Raw genomic sequence first — 18381 nt, forward strand, 5'->3', positions numbered from 1 at the left:
TTAAAAAGTAAATATACTCTGAAATAAGCAAAATATATTCCACTTTTAAATCTTTTTAAAATTAAGTAGCGAAAAATTATTATCCATTGCAATAATATCGCCAACTCTCACCTTTTCATTTGTTTTTGGAAGAGAACAGGAAAGAAGGATATTTTGCACCAAAAGCGTAGCTTGAATGGTTGAATCTTTCTCTTCCAAAGACAAAACTTTGCCTAAAATTTTATTTTCATCTTTTTGTAGAAAGACTTCACTAGGGCTTCCAGATTTAATAAACTTTCCATCCTTTAGGGTAAAAACCTCATCAGCTAACAAAAACATCTCTGTTATATCGTGTGAAATTAAAAAAGTTGTAAATTTATATTTTTTTAGAATATTTTTTAGATCACTTTGCAGTAAAGATTTTGTATCTTTGTCTAATCCACTAAAGGGTTCATCTAAAAGTAAAATATCAGGATTGCTAAGAATGGCTCTTGCAAGGGCAACTTTTTGAGACTGACCCCCTGATAGATTCTTTGGTTTTTGATTACAGAGCTTTTCAAGATTAAGGGAAGCAATGAGTTCTTCAACCTGATTTTGCATTGTCTTATCAAGACCAAAGATTATATTTTTATAAACACTAAGATGTGGAAATAGGGTGTAATTTTGGAATACAAAACCAACTTTTCTTTTCCAAGTAGGCAAGGAAAATTTTTTCTCCTTATTAAAAAATTCTTGATGATTGTATTTGATGATTCCGCTATCTGGGTGTGTAATACCTGCAAGGATTTTTAGAAATGTTGTTTTGCCACTTCCAGATTTACCAAAAATTCCATAGGTCTTTTGAGCGTGAAAAAGAGTGTGAATATCAAGTGTAAAATTGCCTTGAGCCCCGCTAAGTTTTTTTTGAATACAAATTTCTATCATAAAAGCCCTCTATTGTTATGAAGCTTATGATTGATAAAAATGACAATAAATAAGAGTATAAAGCTCGTGATGCTTAAAATAAGCGCGTAAGAATGAGCTATGGGATAATTTAATTGCTCTGCTTGTGTATAAATTGCAATACTGGCTACTCGACTTACTCCTGCAATATCCCCTCCTATCATCATTACAACACCAAATTCTCCGATTGTATGAGCAAAGGTTGTGATAATTGCAAGCAGAATGCTTGATGTAATATTTGGAAGGAGGACAAACAATAGTGTATAGATTCTTCCTTTGCCTAGAGTATAGCTAGCCTCTTTGAGATTATCAGGAAGATTTTGCAAGGCATTTTTTATAGGGTTTATCATAAAAGGAAGAGAGAAAATAATGCTCCCAATTACAATCCCTGAAAAGCTAAAAGCAAGTTGGATTCCAAAATATTTTTTTAAAAAATCTCCAAAAAAATAATTTGGAGAAAAGCTCAAAAGAAGATAAAAGCCAAGTACCGTAGGGGGTAAAATAAGAGGCATCCAAATTAGTGTTTCTAAAACAATTTTTATTTTATGATTGCTATAAGCTAGGTAATATCCTAAAATAATGCCTATAGGTAAGAGAATTAGAGTGGTGATGCTTGCAAGCTTGAAACTGAGCCAAAGTGTCTGTAAAAAATCTGGATCTAAATGCATAATTATGGAACTAAATAACCATATTTTTTAAAGATGTCCTGAGAATGAAGTATAAAATTTGCAAAATCTTTTGCAAGTTGTTTTGTTTGACCTGATTTTGTAATACTTAAAGCTTGTTTGATGGGTGTATATAAACTCGGATCTATAATTATAAAACTCACTTCAGGATTATCCTTATCAATCAAAGAAAGAGCACCAAAGCCTGCTTGAGCATTTTTGCTTTCTACCCATTGATGAGCTTGTGAGATAGAAGTTGCTTGGATAAGCTTATCTTGAATTTGTTTGTAAAGACCAGTTTTTTCTAATACCTCTTTACCAGCTCTTCCATATGGAGCTAGATTGGGATTTGGAAGGGCAATTTTCTTGATATCCACTTCTAGTAAATTATCAAGGTTTTGTAGTTTTGTGGTTTTACTCCATAAAACAAGTATGCCTTGGGCATAAACTTGAGGCTTTGAAGCAAGGTTGTCTTCAAAAAGTTTTTGAGGATAGCTTGTGTCTGCTGAAATAAAAAGATCTACAGAAGCATTATTTTTAATCTGTGCATAGGCTTTCCCTGAAGAAAGAAAACTGATATGAATTTGATGTGTTTTGTGTTGTTTTAGAAAGTTTTCTTTGATTTCTTCAAGGACTTTTGAGAGATTGGCTGCTGCTAGAATATTGATTGTGTCAGCAAAAGTTGTAGAACAAAGTAGCATAAAACTTAATAAAAGCTTTTTCATCGTATTTCCTAATTCTATAAGATGAATATGATTATACAAAAAAGTTATTGACCCTTATATATAAAAATATATAAGGAAGCCAATTTAGATTATTTTTAAGATAGTGTCTTCTACTTCTTTAATATCTAGAATTTTTTGATGGTTTTGAGGTTTATTAAAAAGTTCAAGAATATTACTTGGAAGTGTAGTTTGTGTATCTTTAAGAATAAAATCTATAGCCTCTTTATCTGAAACTTTTTTATTATTTATCGCTAAGTAGATTGTTGGGGCGAATTTACACCATTGAGCCGTTGAGCAAATGATATTATGTTTTGATTTTAGCTTTGTGTAGACATGGATTGCATTTGCTGTATGTGGATCAATAAGAATCTTATTTTGATAAAAATCCTTGATTGTGTTGAGGCATTGGTGATCATCACAAAAGTCTGCTTCAAAATTTTCTTGCAATAAGCAAAGCTCCTCTGATGTAAGTTCATAATAGTGTTTATGTTCCAAATCTTGCATAAGCTCATTTGTGCGTTGTGACCCAAAGAGACTAAAAAGAACCCTTTCAATATTGGAGCTTTTTAAGATATCCATCGCAGGAGAGTATGTCAAGAGTAATTTTTTATTTCTCAGATCATATTTTCCTGTTTGTATAAATTCTGTAAGAATATTGTTTGGATTTGAAGCAATAGTAATTTTTTCAAGAGGAAGTCCCATCTGTCTAGCATAAAATGCTCCAAGAGCATTGCCAAAATTACCGCTAGGTACAATGATTTTAACCCTTTCTCCAAAAGAGAGTTTTTCTTGCTTAATATATTGGAGATAGCCCCAAATATGATAAACAATTTGGAAGATAATGCGCCCAAAATTAACAGAATTTGCGACAGATAAAGAAATACCCTTTTGTTTTAATGCTTTCTTAAAAGAATCCTTATGAATCAATGCTTTAAGAATACTTTGTGCATCATCAAAGTTGCCATTGATTCCAAAAATATTGAGATTTTTGGAATTTTGGGTAGTCATTTGTAGTTCTTGAATTTGACTTGTTCCACCCTTTGGATAGATGCAAACTACTTCAATATTGTCTAAATTTGCAAAAGAATTAAGAGTTGCAGGTCCCGTATCTCCACTTGTAGCTGTAAGAATGAGATATTTTTTGTTGTATTTTTTTGCAATGTTAGAGAATAGAGATCCAAAAGGAGCCAAGGCCATATCTTTAAAGGCCCTTGAACTTCCGTGATAAAGCTCTTGAATTGAAAGAGATGAATCTATTTTTGTTAGGGGTGCAGGATTTTTGGAATCATCAAAAAAATCATATTGTTGTAAGGCTTCCTGAAGGATAGAATCCTCAATTTCTATATCCAGAGCCTGAAAAATTTTTCTACTTAAAGATTGGTAATTAGAATCTAGGAGTGTGGAAAAATCTATTTTAGGTAATTTTACAGGTGCCCATAATCCATGATTTGGAGCACTAGGATTTAAAATCACTTGATTAAAATCACTAAAAACACCACCACCTCTTGTACTAGTAAAGTGTTGCATAGAAAACCTTTTTTTGTTGGGATTTTATCAAAAATATTATTAGATGAAAGTTGTGATTATGCCAAATAGAGTTGTTTAAAAAATAATTCCAAAATTTTAGAAATTTATTTTCAAATATTATAATGATAAGCAATACTATTATTAAAAGGTGGTAAATGGATACGATACAATCGTTTCAAGACAATCTTCAAAATTGGGGGTATTTGCTCCTATTTTTGTATTCTTTAGGAGGTGGGTATGTAGCATTGATTGCAGCAGGATTTTTAAGTAGTCTTGGGAGTATGGATATCACTCTGTCTATATTGGTGGCATTTTTGGGAAATATGGTTGGTAGTAGCGTAATCTCATTATTAGCAAGAAAGCAAAGAGGAGATTTTTTAGCTTATATGAAAAAGCATAGAAGGAAACTTGCTTTAAGTTTTAAGTGGATAAAGACTTATGGGGTAGGATTGATTTTCTTTAGTAAATATATTTATGGTATAAAGACAATTGTACCTATAGCAATAGGTATTGGTAAATATGACCTAAAAAAATATATGATATTTAATTTTTTTGCTTGCCTGCTTTGGGCATTTGTGGTGGGATTGGTGAGCTATTTTGCGAGTAGTTTTGTAAAAAGGATTTTTATGTCCTTTTCAACTTTACCACCCTATACAATGCCTTTGGTATTGGTGAGCATAGTAGGAATATTTTTAGGCATTTTGAAATTTTATAGTAAAAAATAAATTATTGATATTGAGGAGATAATAATGAAGAAAGTAGGAATTTTTTATGGAACAGATGGAGGTAATACTCATGGTGTTGCGGACAAAATTGCAGATTGCTTAGGTAGAGATAATGTTGAGGTGGTGGATGTTTCAAAGGCAGACAAGGAGCAAATCTTGAGCTTTGATAATTTAATCTTAGCAAGTGCTACTTATGGAGTTGGAGATTTGCAAGATGATTGGGATAGTATGATTAATCAATTTTCTGAAAGTGATTTTAAAGATAAGGTAATTGCATTGGTTGGGGTTGGAGATCAGGATAGCTATAGCGATAGCTTTTGTGATAGTCTTTTTCATCTGTATGAAAAGGTTCAAATGGGAAAGGTTGTTGGTAAAACCTCTGTGGATGGCTATGAATTTGATGACTCTAAGGCAGTGATTGATGGTAATTTTGTTGGTCTAGCAATTGATGAGGATAATCAAGCAGACCTAACGGATGAACGCATTCAACAATGGGTTGAGACAATAAAAAAAGATTTTATCTAAGACCTTTTAAAATTTATAACCCACACCAATAGAGGTATTGATAAAATCGCTAAAGTGTGCGCTTTGTTTAGTGGCACCAAGACTTATGCCCTCTGAATCTGGGGTGCCATTTGTCTTTTTTAGAGTGCTGCTTATAAAGCGTAATCTTAGTTCTATCTCTATGGAATCAATGATATTAAAAATCAATCCTAAGCTTACCCCTGCACTAAAGGCTTTTTGAAGGCTTAAGTGTTGCGTATCTAGAAAAATACCTCCTCCATTTATTCCTGCAAAAACATCAACGATTTTACTTGCATTATATCTATAGTCTGCATTTAAAGTTAGGTTATGAAATATTGTATTGCCACTAGAAAGATTTGCAAATAAACTTGCGCCAGTATAATCTGTGTAAAAACGAATAAAGTGTTTGGGTTGGATTAAGAAGTCATAGCCAAATTTTAGTGCATAGCTAAAACCTGGCACTGTTTTTATATTGTTGGTTGTGCCAATTGGAGTGGAGTTTGCATAATAATTTTTCTCAAGGGAAAGAATTTGGCTCCCCAAAAAAATACCAACAATAAAGTTACCTCTTTTTGAATCTTTAAGTGATTGCTCTTGGTTATCTACATCTTGGTTTTGCAATGCTTTTTCAGAAGTATTTAGATCCTGTGATAGTGAAAATACTGCAATCATTAATCCTAAAAATATTTTTTTCATTTTGTACTCCTAATTTACCAAGTAATACGCAAAGTTGCTACAAATCCTTGTTGTTGAGGGATAAAAATAGTTGAAACATGTTCATTTTTTATTCCCATGAGCTTAGCCATACCAAGATCTCTCATTATAAATCCCATAGGATCAATTACAAATAAAGAGATTGCGCCAAGAACCCTAGAATTAAAAAGCCTGCCATTATTATTCTGGATGTAGCAAGATAATCTAAAAAAACCTTCACCTATTATAGAACCAATTGCAGGAGTAATAATTAGATCTTGCCAACTTGGTATTTCCGCAATAGATTCTAGCCCAAATTCCCAGAAAAAAGTAGAAAAAAGAAATGCATAAAGTGCAGATTCTGCCCAACTAAACCCTGCGGTCCTTGGTTGCATGTAGTAGATAGCACCAGCATAGGGATGTGCAATTATATTAAGCCAAAGATCATCAGGGTCAATAACAGGACCTTGATTAACTTTTTTAAGGTAGTTTTTTCCTAGATTTGCTATATCCTCATCACTCCAATTAGTGATACTCTCTGGTAAAAGGAGTAAGCCTCCAAATGCAATTCCTGCAGTTGCGAGTAATATACCAGTGCTTCCCAATAAATATTTATATTTTGAATCAGGCTTAAAATAAGTAGGTGGCGATAATTTTTCTTCTGTTGCCACCAGAGTATTTGCAAAAAAGAAAAAAATACACACAAAAAAAAAGACTCTTCTGATCAAAAACTTCCTTTAATATCGAGGAATTTATTGTATATAAAGTTTTTTAAAATTATTTAAGGGGAATATATTTTTTCTAAATATTCTATTTTGGCAGTTGTATTTAATAAAAGCATATCTGCAAGGATAAGTGCAAGAAGATGTTCGCATACCACACTACCTCTTATTGCAATACAAGGATCGTGCCTTCCTTTTAACTTGAGATAAACTTGATTCCCATAAATATTTTGAGTTTTTTGAGAAATAAAAATACTTGGCGTTGGTTTAAAATGAACTTTGAGCTCAATTTTTTCTCCACTGCTCATTCCCCCCAATATCCCCCCGTGATTATTGCTTATAAAACCATTTTCATCCATTCCATCATTATTCTTACTTCCGCTGATCTGGGAGCTTTTGCAACCTAGGCCAATTTCTAGAGCCTTAACACCATTTAATCCCATAAATAAGCTACCAATTTGAGAATCTAGTTTATGATAAAGTCCCTCACCTAGTCCTATTGGAATTTTTCCATAAGCTTGTATTAAAGCTATACCTCCTATACTGTCGTGATTTTTTTTTGTTTGAAGAATTAATTTTTTTTGCCTGTTCTCAACATTTTTATCTAAGGAGAAAATTTTACTTTCTCTTGCAAAACAAAAATCAATCTGTGAGGCACTAATTGGACCAACTGCAAAAACTCCACTATGGACAAAAATTTTGAAGTGTTCAAGTAGCATTTTAGCAATGCTTCCAGCACAAACTCTAGCAGCACTTTCTCTTGCAGAGCTCCTGCCTCCTCCTCTATGATCCCTAATTCCATATTTTTTATAATATGTCCAATCTGCGTGAGAGGGTCTAAAAATATCTTTTAATTGGCTGTAATCTTCGCTTTTTGCATCTTGATTATAAATCAGGATTGCAACAGGGGCGCCTGTAGTATAAGAATCAAAAACTCCGCTTAAAATTTCAAATTTTTCAAGTTCTTTTCTAGGGGTTGTAAAGTGTTTGCTTCCTTGTCTTCTATGAAGTTCATTGGAGATTCTTTCCTCATCAATATAAAGTCCAGCAGGTAGTCCATCAATAATACAACCTATGGCCTTTCCATGAGATTCTCCAAAGGTGCTTACTCGAAGCTTTTGCCCAAAGGTATTCATACTACAAGTTTCTTATAGGCAATTTTTGCACATTTTTGTTGTGCATCTTTTTTGCTGGTTCCTAATGCTTGAGCATATTCTTGGTCTTGAATAAAGATAGCAATTTTAAATTGCTTTTTGTGATCAGGACCAATTTCTTCTAAAAGGCGATAATCAGGTATTACACCAAATTTTGCTTGAGTAATCTCTTGAAGGGCTGTTTTATAATCTATAAAAAGGCTTTGTACATCAATTTTTGGATAAATTCTCTCTAAAATTTCATAAGTAATTTTTTTTACTACTTCTAACCCACCCTCTAGATAAATTGCTCCAATTAGAGCCTCAAAGGCACTTGATAAAATAGAGGCCTTATATCTTCCCTCATTAGCCTCTTCATTGGCAGATACTAAAAGATAATTGTGTAATTCTATTGCTTGTGCAAACTTCATAAAACTTTGCTCATTCACTAAGGAAGCTCGCATTTTTGATAAATCACCCTCTTGCTTTGTGGGAAATTTTTTATACAAAAATTCCCCAATTAAAAGGTCAAGTACAGCATCGCCCAGAAATTCTAATCTTTCATTATTGTATTGATTTTTACAACTTTTGTGGGTGAGGGCAGTAAGTAAGAGATTTTTATCTTTAAAGTAATAATTAAGGGTTGCTTCAAGTTTTTGCATTTTCCTCCTTTAGTCTTTGTGCCTGTTCTTTCGCGATTCTATCACATTTTTCATTTTCTGGATGGTTGTTATGTCCCTTAATCCAAAAAGCTTGAATTTTATGGGGCTTAGAGACAAGAAGATAATCTTTCCATAAATCAGGATTCTTTACTTTTTTAAAGTCTTTTTTTATCCACTCTGTAATCCAACTAGAAATTCCATCGCACACATATCTAGAATCGCTATATAGCAAAACCATACAAGGTTCTTTAAGGATTTTTAGGGCTTCAATTACTGCAAGTAGCTCCATACGGTTATTTGTAGTATTATAAACACCCCCACTTATAATTTTTTCCTTGCCTTTGTAGCGTAAAATTGCACAATATCCTCCAAAACCAGGATTTCCCAATGAAGACCCATCGCAAAAGATTTCTATTTGTTTCATAGGGGTTTTTCCAATGGTTTTAAGATAAGATCCATTTCACTTAACTCCTTACAACTAGGGCAGCGCAGAGAATCAAAGGGAAAAATACTTTTGCATTGGTGACAACGATATTCAAAACCTAAACAAGCTTCTTTTTTAGTATGTTTTCTAAAAAGATATAGGATTTCTAATTCAAATATCTGAAAGCTAATTTGTGAATCAAAAAATCCCTTTGCTACAAATACTTCAAAAATTTGGGGATAAGATTCTATATTTTTAGGGATATCTTGAAATTGTAACTCCCAAAGAATATCAATAAAATTTTTTGAAAAAGGAATGCTAAAAATATAATCCCAAAAAGCTTTTAGATCATAAGTTTTTAAGAATCTTAAAATACTTTTATGAAAAAGAGGGTTATTTTCTCCAATTGTTGTAATACTTTTTATCTTTTTTTCAATAGAGATAATATGTGTATTAAGCAAGATCATTAAATAAAAATAGTTTTTATTGTTAGTAAATTTTTGTTTATCTTGCGTTTGAATTTCATCTAAACAATCCAGTGCCTCCAATGCTTTTTGATATTCCCCCATATTTTCATAAGTTTGCATTAGGGAGGACATAATGTTTTCATTTCTTGGATATGTTTTTAAAATTTGTGTGAAAATATCTTTTGCACGCTGTAAGAAACCAGCATCAAGATAGGTATTCCCTAATGCCTCAAGAATATTGATTTTTTCTTTTGAATTTTTTGTAGTTTCTAGCAAGCTTAGATAGATATTAATAGCCATTTGACTATCCCCACTTTGGCTATGTGCTTTTGCAATCAGCATCAAAGAAGGAAGAGCTTTTGGAGAGACCTGCACAAACTTTACTATATCTTGGTTTAAGGTTGTATGCTCATAAGATTTTGCTAAATCTTTAAGAGATTGAGATTTTTTCTGTGCCTTATATTTATTGTGAGAATAATCTAGAAGTGCAATAGTTGCAATAATTCCAATGAGAATGGCTACGCCAAATAGGGGATCTCGATAAAGAAAAACAATACTTTCCATTTAACTTCTAAGATTTATAATCACAGCTTTTTGTTTAATTTTCTCAAAATAATCTTCTAGTATTTTATCTTGGCGCTTTTCAGCTAGTTTTTGTGCGATAAAATTTTTAGCTTGTTGATATGAGATAAGTTCTTCTCCTATTTTATCTTTAACCAAGAAGGCCATATACATACCTCCTCCACCATTAAGAACAGTCGTAAATTGATTAACTTTAGTTGCTGCAAAGACTTGTGCAATTTGCGCAGGAAGTGTATCAAGAGGAATCTTTTCTTGAGCTCTCTCAACTCCTGCTATTGCGGTATTGGGGGTTTTGATTGCTTGTTGTAATGAGTCTATGTTAGTAGAGCTAAAGCGCATTACAACTACTTCTTTGGGCATATTAAATTCATCTTGGTGCAAATTATAATACTCTCGCATCTCATCCTCACCAACACTATTAGTAGAGAGAATGCTTCGCATCAATTCTTGTGTTTGAATTTGCTCCTTAAGTTTTTTTGCAAACTCCTTAGGATTTAATCCCTCTTGCTGCTTTACTTTTTTTAAAAAAGCATCTTTGCTTAGATTGCTTCTTGATGCCATATCAAGAATTTCTCCTTCAATTCTAGAATCTGAAACATCAATTTTTAATCTTTTTACTTCTTGATCTCTAATTTTTTCGGCAATTAATAGATCAATTGCTTTTTGCTTAGTGATTTTGTTTTTCTTTTGTGTTTCTTTTATTTCATAAAGAGTAATAGGGTCTCCATTTACAGTAATTCCAACTCCTGCTATGATATTTTCTTGAGAGAAGGATAAGGAGAATAAAAAAGCAAGTAAAAATAAAAATTGCATCAAACACCTCATTTTAGAAATAGCAACATTTTATCATCAAGAAGTTTATAGACAAAGTAGTATCTAAAACTTCAATCTAATTCCTCCATTTACCTGTGTAAGCGTGGGAATTACATTAGAATCTAGATGGGTATTTAAAATGTTGAGTAATACAAAGACATTGTTTGTAATTCCGACCTCGGTAGTAAAATCAATTTCGTTTTGTCTTGAATTTTTTCCAAAAGAAGTGGTTCCATATGTAATAGAAAAAGAAAATTGTTGGAGTTTAGAACTGATGGTGACATAAAATAAATTTCCATTAGGTTGGGTTTTGATTGCCTTTCCTCCCCAAATAAAAAAGGGCGTGATTTTATCACCCAAGATTCCAAGACTCCCCCATCCAGAACCCTTTCCTGTGTTAATATAACCCGCTTTAAACAAGATAATTTCTTTGTAACCTACAAATGCAGATAGATCTATGGCGTGCGTGTTTGCCTTTCCTGAGAGGTGTTCAATACTATAATTTGCTCCAAACTCTCCACCAAGTTTAATGTTGTTGTTTGTATAATTTCCATTGATTCTGGTTCCAAATGCTGTGAAAACCTCAGGAGCAAAGTAACTAAATGCTTTGATTGTCAAAAGATCTTCTAAGATATCATATTTAGCACCAATATTTGCAATACCAAAAGCATTTTTTGTATTAATTTCTCTAAAATCTGTCATTTGAAAATAGTCAATACGGCCATAAGTTCTTGCCCAAAAAGTTTCAATTAAGAGCCTATTAATAGTTTTATTACGAAACCAAAAACCATCAGCAAGAGTATTAATCCATTCATTATTAATGGCAATTCTCCCTGCTTTGATATTAGTATCTCCATCAAAGTACTCAAAAAAGCTTTCTCCAATAGAGGCTTGATTTTGGTTAAAAAAATCTTTTTGTGTATCAAGATTTCCTGTAGAAGTAATAAGGCGCTTGTGCTGATTAAAAATAGATATGGATGATGCAAAACTAATTGATGCTCTTACATTTTTGTAAAAGCCTGAAGTATATCCCAAACGGATATTTCCAAGTAAGTAGCCACTATTTCCAAGATAACCATAGGTAGCCAAATTATTGGGTGTAAAATTTTGACTCGCACCATGGCTTAGTTTTTCATAATCACCATAGAAAATAAAATCCCCTTTGGTTACCCCATTTTTTAGTGCTTCATCAATATTTTCATAGCAAAATACCCAAGTAACCAATCCTAAAAAAGATAAGATTTTTTTAAACATCTAGTTCCTTAAAACCAAAGATTGTCTAGTAATCTTGTGTTGCCTACTTTTCCGGCAATAAGTGCAAGACTCTCTCCCAATTTGACTGATGTGATATTTTTTAAGTCTAAATCCGTAATTACAAGATAATCTAGCATAACATTTTTTATGTATTTTTTTGCCTCTTCTAACAATTTATGGCTAGAAGTTTCTCCATTGTTAAAGAGTTGTTGTATTGCTTGGAGTGCTTGAGGAATTTCTAGTGCAATTTTTCTTTCTTCCTGTGATAAATAGACATTTCTTGAGCTAAGCGCTAAACCATCAGTATCTCTGATTGTGGGACAAGAAACAATTTCAATGGGTAAAAACATGTCCTGGATCAATCTTTTTAAGATTAGTAATTGCTGTGCATCTTTTTGTCCAAAATATGCAAAATGGGGTTGTGTTAGATTAAAAAGTTTAAGAACAATTTGCAAGACCCCATTGAAGTGATTTTCTCTAATAAAGCCCTCAAGAACATATCCCATTGATTTTGGAGGATTTAGAGTAATCTCATCTTGTTTTTGATAGATTTGTGAAATTGTTGGAGCAAAAATTGCATCAACACCAAGACTTTCACAGATTTTACAATCTTTATCAAAAACTCTTGGATATTTATCAAAATCTTCATTTATTCCAAATTGAGTGGGATTGACAAAAATACTTACAAGCGTACGAGTATTATGTTTTTTAGATTCTAAAACTAAGCTTTGATGACCCTGATGCAGTGCTCCCATTGTAGGCACCAATCCTAAGGTATCATCAGATTTTAATGAAGCTCTAAATTTTCTTACTTCCTCAATTGTTTTTAAGATTTGCATCGGCTAATTTCCTCATATATTTTTTTTACTATCTCTAATGGATTATTGTTTTTATAAATGGGTCGTCCTACCACAATAAAATCTGATTGGTTTAAGAAAGCTTGTTGAATGGTAGCAACTCTTTTTTGGTCATTATTATCTTCATTAAATGGCCTAATGCCAGGAGTTAGGGTAAGAAATTCTTTATTTGTGGAATTTTTTATCATCAAACTTTCATAAACAGAACATACCACACCATCTAGATTGCTCTCATAAGCCATTTTACTAAGATGAATTGTTTGATTATTGATATCTGAATGGTAGATTTCCTCAAAAATCTTAGAATCAAAACTAGTCAGTGCAGTCACCCCCATAATTAAAGGCGGGTTTTTATGCATTTTTAGAGATTGCATTAGTTCTTGCATTGCAACTCTTCCGCTACTTGTGTGAATGGTTAGCATATCAATATTAAATTTAAGACATTCATTAATGGCATCCTGCATTGTATTTGGAATATCATAAAGCTTGAGATCTAAAAAAATCTTAAAGTCTGGATTGATTTGTCTAATTGAATCTAAAAAATCTTTTCCATCTCTGATAAAACTTCTTAAACCAACCTTAACCCACAGTTGTGAAAAGTCTTTAAGCTGTTTTAAGAGTTTGATATTCTCTTCTTTTTGTTCTAGATCTAATGCGACACATAATTTCACTTTTTTCTCCTTATTTGATAGAAGATATAAAACCCAACACAACACAATACAAAAACTAAAAGCAGTATTGTTATGGTGCGTAATTGTTGATGTATCTTTAAATATTCTTGGTTTAGATTCTTGGCTTGGAAGATTAAGAGAATATCTTCTAAGCTATGGTTTTGTAAAAAAATTCCTAAATAATATCCAAATAAAGCTAGGATTATTACCCAAATTGATGCACCAAGTGTGGTAAAAAGACAAAATCTCAAGAGATTCATTTTTGCTAGTCCTGCTGGAAGAGAAATATATTGCCTTACCCCTGGAATTAATCTTCCTACAAAAGTCCCAATTTCTCCATGCTTATAAAAAAAGTCCTCCATCTTTTTAAGCGTTTTTGGTGTAAAAAAGAAAAACCTTCCGTATTTTAAAAGAAAAGATCTTCCAAATTTATAAGCAAGGTAATAATTTAATAAACTCCCAGCAAGACTTCCTAAAATACCCATCACAATTGCAAATAAAAGATGCATTTCCCTTTGTGATGCAAGATAGCCAGCTGGTATCATTATTACTTCTGATGGAAAAGGAAAAAAACTAGATTCAAGTCCCATCAAAAGGAAAATTCCTAAGTAGCCAAATGAGCCAATAAGTTGCGTAAGTATAGAGATGACTTGAGACAATGCTTACTCCTAGAGTTGCTTAAAAGACAGTTTTTTATTTTCATTATTATAGAATATACTTTGGTATAATGGCGGGATTTTTTTAGTAGGGTTTGTTGATGAAAGAGCTATTTGATGGTGTGATAAAATTTCAAGAAGATGATTTTATGCAATATAAAGATCTTTATGAAAGTTTAAAAAAACATCAAGAGCCTCATACTTTATTTTTAACTTGTGTAGATTCTAGAGTGGTTCCAAACTTAATCACAAACTCTCTTCCAGGTGATTTGTTTGTAGTGAGGAATATGGGCAATATTGTGCCACCTTACAAAGAAGATTCTAATTTGAGAGAGGGTTATTTATCTACAACATCTGCAATTGAGTATGCTCTGACAATTTTAGGCATAAAAAATATTATTGTCTGTGGTCATAGTGATTGTGGTGCCTGTAGTGCAATTTATGATGATGAAGCATTAAGCAAAGCGCCTTATGTAAAAAAGTGGGTGGAGCTTCTAGAGCCGGTGAAAAAAAAGGTTTTGGATTTAAAACCAAAGAGTAAAATAAAGCGTATGTGGCTTACAGAGCAACTAAATATAGAAAAACAACTTGAGAATTTAATGACCTATCCTTTTGTAGAAGAAATGTTTGATCGAGGTGAGCTAAGGATTTATGGTTGGTATTATATAATTTCCACAGGTCAAGTTTTTAATTATAATATGATTACAAAGGAATTTAAGCCCATTAATAAGGATAGCAAGCAATGAATAAAATGATTTTACTAAGTGGTCCTTGTGTAATTGAGAGTTATGAGAGTCTAAAAAAAGTAGCACAGGATTTAAAGCCTTTGACCAAACACCCAAAAATTGATTTTTACTTTAAAGCAAGCTTTGATAAAGCAAATCGCACAAGCTTGGAAAGTTTTAGGGGGCCAGGGTTAGAAGAAGGGTTAGAGCTTTTAATGCAAATTAAAAAAGAATTTAATTATAAAATTATTACAGATATCCACGAAAGCTTTCAAGCAAAGAAAATTGCTGAAGTTGCAGATGTTATCCAAATACCAGCTTTCTTGTGTAGGCAAACAGATTTAATTGTTGAGGTGGCAAAGACAGATTGTATTGTAAATATTAAAAAGGGGCAGTTTATGAATCCAAAAGACATGCAGTATTCTGTTTTAAAAGCCCTAAAAACAAGAGGTGGGAATCAAGCCGTATATGAAGAAAGTAAAAAATATGGCATTTGGCTTACAGAGAGGGGTAGTAGCTTTGGTTATGGGAATTTGGTGGTGGATATGCGATCTTTAGTGATTATGAGGGAATTTGCACCTGTAATTTTTGATGCAACTCATAGTGTTCAGATGCCAGGAGGAGCTTGTGGTAAAAGTTCGGGAGATAGAGGTTTTGTTCCTTATTTGGCAAGGGCAGCAGCAAGTGTTGGGGTAGATGGTTTTTTTGCAGAAACGCATTTTGATCCTGATAATGCATTAAGTGATGGGGCAAATATGGTTCCTACAAGTAAAATGGAAAATTTGATAGGAGATATTTTAAAGATACAGGAGGTTTTGCAGTGAATATCATTGAGGGAAAAATTATATTAGATGGGCAAGAGAGAGTGGCAATTGTTGCAAGTAGATTTAATCATATCATTACAGATAGATTAGTTGAGGGTGCAAAGGATAGCTTTTTAAGACATGGAGGTGTAGAAGAACATCTTGATTTAATCTTGGTTCCAGGGGCATATGAAATACCATTTGTGTTAGATCGTTTATTGGCAAGTAAAAAATACAGCGGTATTTGTACATTAGGCGCTATTATCCGTGGAAGCACACCGCATTTTGATTATGTAAGCGCAGAGGCTACAAAAGGAATTGCCAATACTACACTCAAATATCAGACACCTGTAACTTTTGGTGTGCTTACAACAGAAAATATTGAGCAAGCTATTGAAAGAGCTGGTAGCAAAGTAGGGAATAAAGGTTTTGAGGCAATGAGTGGGCTTATTGAGCTAATTAATTTATATAAAAAGATTTGATATGGCAACAAGATCTCAAGCCAGAGAGGCAGTTATTGGTTTATTGTATGCTTATGATAGTGGAAATACAGATATTAGAAAATTAGCACTAGAGATTTTAGAAGAAAAAAAAATACGCAATAAGCAACAAGAATTTGCTTTAGGTCTTTTTGATGGTGTGATTTTGCAAAAGGAAGTTATTGATACACAAATTTCTAAGCAATTAAAAGATTGGGAATTTAAAAAATTAGGTGGTATGGAAAGAGCAATTTTAAGGCTTGGAGTCTATGAAATTCTCTATAGCAGTACTGATAAGCCTGTAGTTATTAATGAAGCCATTGAACTTGCAAAGCATTATGGTGAAGAGATGGCTCCAAAGCTTATTAATGGAATCTTGGATTCGATTGTAAAAAATAGATAATGCTAAAAAAGATTTTTGTTTTTTTAATCTTTATTGGTTTGTCATTTGGAAATGATTTTGATAAAGCCTTGGAGGATTTGATTTTTTTGAATTATCAAATTACGCAAAATAGGCTTTCTCAAAATCTGGATAATATTTCTTTGCTTGAAGAAGAAAAAACCTATGAATTAAAAAAATTAACCCTAGGCCTTCTAACCTCCAAAGATAGTTTTCGCCAAGATATTGATACGCTAACTGCCAAACAAAATAAACTGCGAAATCTTATACAAAAACAAGTTCGTAAAGATTCTAAAACATCATTATTAAAAGAGCATATTGAAATATCAAGTTTAGAACTTTTAAAAATTATGCAGGGGTTTGCGCTTGAACTTCAAGAAAATATTGGTATTTTTTCTCAAGAAAAGGATGTAGTAGAAGTCATTCAAAAGACACTTCAAGAACTGGATAAACAACAGAAATTTGAAAGTCAAAAACCCAATGAAGAAATACAAAGATACCAAGAAACGCTAAAAACTTACAAAGAAATTCTTAACTATTTTCTTGAGCATCCAAGAACCCTACTTCCACAAAATGCCTTTTTAAATTTAGGAGTTGGTTGGATTTTGCAAAAAATTATGGGTTTGGTTCCTATCAAAGGCTCTAGCTTATTTTTTGCAAAGTTATTGCTTTCTATTTTTTCTTTGGTTGTGTTGCTTGCTTGTAGAAGATTTATTGCGCGTTTAATTTTTTCACTGATTAACTTTTTTATGCATCTTTCAAAAAAAGGTGATGAACTCAGAGACACAATCTGTAAAGATATTGTAACCCCTATTACTTATGTGTTGCTTGTAGCAAGCTTTGATATTGCAATTAGTATTTTATACTATCCAAATGTTCCAACTGAAAAGATTGAAGTTTGGTTTGGGGTTTCTTATATTGCTTTGAGTGTTTGGTTTTTTATTACTCTTTTAAAGTCCTATGGAGTGGGATTGATGGGGAATATTCTCCAAAAAAAAGATGGTTTTAGAAAAGAGGCTATTAATCTTATTTTAAAAATTAGTTATTTCATCATCTTTTTAATTGGATTATTAATAACATTAAAGTATCTTGGTTTTAATGTATCCACAATCATGGCATCTTTAGGAATTGGTGGTTTGGCTGTGGCTTTGGCACTTAAAGATATGCTAGCGAATTTTTTTGCTTCTGTTATGCTTTTATTTGAAAATTCTTTTTCTCAAGGTGATTGGATAGTTTGCGATGGAATTGAAGGAACAGTTGTTGAAATGGGACTTAGACGCACTACAATCAGAACTTTTGATAATGCCTTGGTGCTTGTACCTAATTCAGCGCTTGCAAATAGTGCAATCAAAAATTGGAATAGAAGAAAAGTTGGAAGAAGAATTAAAATGAGCATAGGTGTTACCTATGATTCCCCAATGCAAAACTTAAGACAGTGTATTAAAGACATTAAAACAATGCTTCTAGAGCACCCAGATATCGCAAAATCAAATGAAAAGAATATTGAGTTTGATCATTATGAGTTGGCACTTAGACAAAATATCGTATCAATGCAAGATCTATTAGGATATAAGGATAATTTATTTGTAGTGCTCGATACCTTTGAGGATAGTTCGATTAATATCTTGGTTTATTGCTTTAGTAAAAGTGTGGTTTGGGGAGAGTTTTTAAATATAAAAGAAGATGTGATGTTTAAGATTATGTCTATTGTAGAAAAAAATAATTTAAGTTTTGCATTTCCATCACAAAGTATTTATGTTGAAAGTATGCCAAGTGAAGCATTACAACTAGATAAAAATTAAGCAGAACTAAAAAATCACATTTTATTTATTAGATTTTTATATGTAGAGATAATTAGGTGGTACGCCCGGCAGGATTCGAACCTGCGACCTACGGCTTAGAAGGCTGTTGCTCTATCCAGCTGAGCTACGAGCGCGTATGATAAAACGAGT

General features: G+C 32.4%; 22 protein-coding genes and 1 tRNA gene. 7 read left to right on the top strand and 16 right to left on the bottom strand.

Features of this window, described 5'->3' with window-relative positions; genetic code table 11:
* Positions 1-45 precede the first annotated feature (45 nt).
* The 4 genes from C6H31_RS01650 to thrC all read right to left on the bottom strand — a co-directional run bounded on the left by C6H31_RS01650 (position 46) and on the right by thrC (position 3838).
* The gene (locus C6H31_RS01650) at positions 46-903 is read right to left on the bottom strand and encodes an ATP-binding cassette domain-containing protein (RefSeq protein WP_104697069.1); all 858 of its coding nucleotides are present in this window, start codon (positions 901-903) and stop codon (positions 46-48) included.
* Complete coding sequence (modB, locus tag C6H31_RS01655) at positions 900-1589, bottom strand: molybdate ABC transporter permease subunit (protein ID WP_104697070.1); 690 nt, start codon at positions 1587-1589, stop codon at positions 900-902. The genes C6H31_RS01650 and modB overlap by 4 nt, the downstream gene beginning before the upstream one ends.
* A 2-nt stretch (positions 1590-1591) precedes the next feature.
* Positions 1592-2311, bottom strand: a complete 720-nt coding sequence (gene modA / locus C6H31_RS01660; protein WP_104697071.1) for a molybdate ABC transporter substrate-binding protein — start codon at positions 2309-2311, stop codon at positions 1592-1594.
* 84 nt (positions 2312-2395) lie between these two features.
* Positions 2396-3838, bottom strand: a complete 1443-nt coding sequence (gene thrC, locus C6H31_RS01665; RefSeq protein ID WP_104697072.1) for a threonine synthase — start codon at positions 3836-3838, stop codon at positions 2396-2398.
* A 155-nt stretch (positions 3839-3993) separates the two neighbouring features.
* Here thrC and C6H31_RS01670 point away from each other — a divergent pair, with 155 nt between their 5' ends.
* A complete protein-coding gene (locus tag C6H31_RS01670) occupies positions 3994-4563 on the top strand; it encodes a DedA family protein (RefSeq protein WP_104697073.1) in 570 nt (189 codons plus the stop codon).
* A gap of 24 nt (positions 4564-4587) precedes the next feature.
* Positions 4588-5088, top strand: a complete 501-nt coding sequence (locus C6H31_RS01675) for a flavodoxin (protein WP_104697074.1) — start codon at positions 4588-4590, stop codon at positions 5086-5088.
* Positions 5089-5094: 6 nt separating this feature from the next.
* Here C6H31_RS01675 and C6H31_RS01680 read toward each other — a convergent pair whose 3' ends face one another.
* The 11 genes from C6H31_RS01680 to C6H31_RS01730 form a co-directional block, all read right to left on the bottom strand.
* Entirely contained in the window at positions 5095-5784 is a 690-nt protein-coding gene (locus tag C6H31_RS01680; RefSeq protein WP_104697075.1) for a hypothetical protein, read from the bottom strand.
* Positions 5785-5798: 14 nt separating this feature from the next.
* Entirely contained in the window at positions 5799-6509 is a 711-nt protein-coding gene (locus tag C6H31_RS01685) for a DUF3943 domain-containing protein (protein ID WP_104697076.1), read from the bottom strand.
* Between the two features lie 53 nt (positions 6510-6562).
* Positions 6563-7639 (bottom strand): chorismate synthase, encoded by a 1077-nt coding sequence (gene aroC, locus C6H31_RS01690; protein WP_104697077.1) that lies wholly within the window; start codon positions 7637-7639, stop codon positions 6563-6565.
* Positions 7636-8298 (bottom strand): ribonuclease III, encoded by a 663-nt coding sequence (gene rnc, locus C6H31_RS01695; protein ID WP_104697078.1) that lies wholly within the window; start codon positions 8296-8298, stop codon positions 7636-7638. The genes aroC and rnc overlap by 4 nt, the downstream gene beginning before the upstream one ends.
* Entirely contained in the window at positions 8285-8722 is a 438-nt protein-coding gene (gene rnhA, locus C6H31_RS01700) for a ribonuclease HI (RefSeq protein ID WP_104697079.1), read from the bottom strand. Before rnhA ends, rnc begins: the two co-directional genes overlap by 14 nt.
* Positions 8719-9753, bottom strand: a complete 1035-nt coding sequence (locus tag C6H31_RS01705; protein WP_104697080.1) for a tetratricopeptide repeat protein — start codon at positions 9751-9753, stop codon at positions 8719-8721. Before C6H31_RS01705 ends, rnhA begins: the two co-directional genes overlap by 4 nt.
* On the bottom strand, positions 9754-10584 hold the full coding sequence (locus tag C6H31_RS01710) for a peptidylprolyl isomerase (RefSeq protein ID WP_158654734.1): 831 nt from the start codon (positions 10582-10584) through the stop codon (positions 9754-9756).
* A gap of 63 nt (positions 10585-10647) precedes the next feature.
* Entirely contained in the window at positions 10648-11838 is a 1191-nt protein-coding gene (locus tag C6H31_RS01715) for an Opr family porin (protein WP_104697082.1), read from the bottom strand.
* Positions 11839-11846: 8 nt separating this feature from the next.
* Positions 11847-12677 (bottom strand): pantoate--beta-alanine ligase, encoded by an 831-nt coding sequence (gene panC / locus C6H31_RS01720; protein WP_104697083.1) that lies wholly within the window; start codon positions 12675-12677, stop codon positions 11847-11849.
* Positions 12665-13366 (bottom strand): orotidine-5'-phosphate decarboxylase, encoded by a 702-nt coding sequence (gene pyrF, locus C6H31_RS01725; RefSeq protein WP_104697084.1) that lies wholly within the window; start codon positions 13364-13366, stop codon positions 12665-12667. Before pyrF ends, panC begins: the two co-directional genes overlap by 13 nt.
* Entirely contained in the window at positions 13363-14025 is a 663-nt protein-coding gene (locus tag C6H31_RS01730) for a DedA family protein (protein WP_233709942.1), read from the bottom strand. Before C6H31_RS01730 ends, pyrF begins: the two co-directional genes overlap by 4 nt.
* 98 nt (positions 14026-14123) lie before the next feature.
* On the opposite strand from C6H31_RS01730, the gene C6H31_RS01735 reads away from it, so the two are divergent.
* Genes C6H31_RS01735 through C6H31_RS01755 form a run of 5 tightly spaced genes read left to right on the top strand, consistent with a single transcriptional unit; the run spans position 14124 to position 18231 of the window.
* Positions 14124-14768 (top strand): carbonic anhydrase, encoded by a 645-nt coding sequence (locus tag C6H31_RS01735; RefSeq protein ID WP_104697085.1) that lies wholly within the window; start codon positions 14124-14126, stop codon positions 14766-14768.
* On the top strand, positions 14765-15571 hold the full coding sequence (gene kdsA / locus C6H31_RS01740; protein ID WP_104697086.1) for a 3-deoxy-8-phosphooctulonate synthase: 807 nt from the start codon (positions 14765-14767) through the stop codon (positions 15569-15571). Before C6H31_RS01735 ends, kdsA begins: the two co-directional genes overlap by 4 nt.
* A complete protein-coding gene (ribH, locus tag C6H31_RS01745; protein WP_104697087.1) occupies positions 15568-16032 on the top strand; it encodes a 6,7-dimethyl-8-ribityllumazine synthase in 465 nt (154 codons plus the stop codon). Before kdsA ends, ribH begins: the two co-directional genes overlap by 4 nt.
* A gap of 1 nt (position 16033) precedes the next feature.
* The gene (gene nusB, locus C6H31_RS01750) at positions 16034-16432 is read left to right on the top strand and encodes a transcription antitermination factor NusB (protein ID WP_104697088.1); all 399 of its coding nucleotides are present in this window, start codon (positions 16034-16036) and stop codon (positions 16430-16432) included.
* Positions 16432-18231 (top strand): mechanosensitive ion channel family protein, encoded by a 1800-nt coding sequence (locus C6H31_RS01755; RefSeq protein ID WP_104697089.1) that lies wholly within the window; start codon positions 16432-16434, stop codon positions 18229-18231. Before nusB ends, C6H31_RS01755 begins: the two co-directional genes overlap by 1 nt.
* Before the next feature lie 57 nt (positions 18232-18288).
* Here C6H31_RS01755 and C6H31_RS01760 read toward each other — a convergent pair.
* Positions 18289-18365 (bottom strand) — tRNA-Arg (locus C6H31_RS01760).
* Between the last annotated feature and the right edge of the window lie 16 nt (positions 18366-18381).

The sequence above is a fragment of the Helicobacter sp. 'house sparrow 1' genome (assembly GCF_900199585.1).
Classification (GTDB): domain Bacteria; phylum Campylobacterota; class Campylobacteria; order Campylobacterales; family Helicobacteraceae; genus Helicobacter_H.